The organism is Pueribacillus sp. YX66, from assembly GCF_041725775.1.
Classification (GTDB): Bacteria; Bacillota; Bacilli; order Bacillales; family UBA6769; genus Pueribacillus.
In genome coordinates this window covers 1-1,670 of sequence record NZ_JBEUEL010000071.1, presented here as the reverse complement: position 1 = coordinate 1,670, position 1,670 = coordinate 1, and the positions used below count along the sequence as shown (strand labels likewise).

At 36.8% G+C, this 1,670-nt stretch carries 3 protein-coding genes; all 3 read right to left on the bottom strand.

Translation table 11 applies throughout. From position 1 onward, the window contains the following. Window positions 1-24: 24 nt before the first annotated feature. Window positions 25-270, bottom strand: coding sequence for a hypothetical protein (locus ABU914_RS15325; protein ID WP_379670562.1), 246 nt, complete (start codon window positions 268-270; stop codon window positions 25-27). A gap of 101 nt (window positions 271-371) precedes the next feature. Beyond that, entirely contained in the window at window positions 372-1,160 is a 789-nt protein-coding gene (locus ABU914_RS15320) for a hypothetical protein (protein WP_379670561.1), read from the bottom strand. 146 nt (window positions 1,161-1,306) lie between these two features. Beyond that, on the bottom strand, window positions 1,307-1,543 hold the full coding sequence (gene yneA / locus ABU914_RS15315) for a cell division suppressor protein YneA (RefSeq protein ID WP_379670560.1): 237 nt from the start codon (window positions 1,541-1,543) through the stop codon (window positions 1,307-1,309). Between the last annotated feature and the right edge of the window lie 127 nt (window positions 1,544-1,670).

Below are 1,670 nucleotides of genomic sequence, written 5' to 3'. Positions count from 1 at the left end.
TGGCAAGATAGGAAGGAGCAAAACTCAATGCACCTTAAATTTATAAAAAAGTTGTCTTGACGATGGGGTCCACTTTACTTCTTCAGCAACTTTTTGTCCTACATCGCCTGTTGCAACACCTTCAGTTACCGCCCAAACAAAATCTTCAATGACGCTTTGTTGTTTAGGTTTATCTTGAAGGATTACATCTGTAACACCTGGTACTAAGCCAAGATAAATAACGTATGCAACAACGGCCAATGTAACCATACTGATGAATCGTTGTAACATATTATCACCTCCAATATAAAAATTTCTTATACTTCATTTAACAAAGGTCTATGAAGTATAAGAGATAATTCATATAAGGAAACATGACCCTAATAAACTATTTAGGGAAGCACCTCATTTGTATTTGTGATAAAGTCCAAATAATCGTTAGACTTAATCACAATTTCAGAAGCCGAACGAGCGGCCATGACTTTGTTCTTTCGAATAAATCCATAAACGATAATGTCTTGATTTACGAGTTGCTCATCGGTATACGTGAAATACTTGAAGTGTTTATCGAACACAATCAAGGTGAACAAACTGTTATCTGCTTGTTCGAGGTTGATATAATAAACCTTTTCACGTCGAGCAACTTTTGAAATTTTGCCGTAAACGAAATAAGGAATCTGGTTGTTTAATTTGCCATCCCATAATGATTTGTGAGCTTCGTCTGAAGAAAGCACCATTTGAGTAAGTGGGATTTTGTAATCACTTACTTTCACTTGAATCCCGGCTAATTCGTCTGGTTCAAACGATGTTAAAAGTCTAGTAACATCTTTAACAGACTCTATTTTTTGAGGGGTTTTCTTTGGTTTGTATTCGGGATCAATTTTGCTCATATTCAAACGAATTGTAGTTTTTCCTTTCGCTTCTTTTAATTGCTTTTGATATTCCGTCATTTTTGCGATAGATTCGTGGAAAGTAAGAGGTCTTAAAAAACCACATTGAGCTGTATGCTTAGATTTTAGCTTTCCAGTCGTTTTAAAATGAGCCGTATTCTTACCTCCTGAAACAAAAATAACTGGTGATTGACATGCTCTATCGATGCAGAATAGTTGTGTCCCATGCTTAGTCGGCGAATATTCTTTTGCTGTGACGATGTAACCATTAGACAGCCTTGCGACGTTCATATCGTCAATACTCTCCTTTCGTTTTCTAGCGAAAAGAAAACGCACCTATCCCTAAAGGATAGATGCGTGCTTCGCTTCTTAATGGTATATGTTTTCCTTCATTATACCAATTAACAACGGACAATCAACCGTAATTGTCCGTTGTTTCAGTCTCCTTTTTTAACAGGAATGTAAACGGTCTGCCCTGCTTTTAAATTAAAAGCATCGACGTTGTTGTTTTCCTCAACCCATTGGGCGAATCGAATAGGATTGTGGCCGTATTGCTCTGCAATACCCCAGAGCGTGTCACCGGGCTCTAAGGTAATCTCTTGATAATCCTCAACATTGATGCTGAATAGCTGGATTGTCGAGTACCAAAATAGAGACGAAAAGTAATAAACCAACGATTACGCACATTACATCAATCCTTTTAAAAACATTTAAGAATGAAGTGCAGGTCTGAGGAGTAAAAATTCTTCGAGATAATCTTCCCTCAACATGTGATAAATATGGGATAATTTAACTGTATTT

Excerpts from the sequence above, each read along its gene's own strand:
- ABU914_RS15320 (WP_379670561.1), bottom strand. The coding sequence starts at position 1,160 with ATGAACGTCGCAAGGCTGTCTAATGGTTACATCGTCACAGCAAAAGAA.
- ABU914_RS15325 (WP_379670562.1), bottom strand. The coding sequence starts at position 270 with ATGTTACAACGATTCATCAGTATGGTTACATTGGCCGTTGTTGCATAC.